The following is a 302-nucleotide window of genomic DNA, read 5'->3' on the forward strand; positions in this document are numbered from 1 at the left end:
CCAGCGCCGGCCGGAGGTTTGGTTGGTGTCCCGCTGCGCCACCAGGTCCAGATTGGTCCCCGCCGCCACGGTCTGGCTTTGTTGGCTCAGGCTGGCGATGCCGGCCGGCGCGGACAGCACGATTAGCGGTTGCTGACCGGCTTGGTCCTTGGCGGTTTTGCCGTCCTTGTCGGTGTTGGAGCCGGCTTCCCAGGCTTTCAAGGCGGCGGCCTGGTGTTGCAGATGGCCTTCGGTCTTCTTGGCGGCCTTGGCGTTGTCCGGGCCGATTTCTTCCGGCCCGGTTTCCATGGTGTCGGCCTGCT

General features: G+C 66.6%; 1 protein-coding gene. It reads right to left on the reverse strand.

The window, feature by feature from the left end; all coding sequences use genetic code 11:
• A partial coding sequence (locus ACODRW_RS24420; RefSeq protein WP_488906942.1) for a DUF2345 domain-containing protein occupies positions 1-302 on the reverse strand: 302 nt, incomplete at both ends.

This window comes from Chromobacterium sp. FG89 (assembly GCF_057808735.1).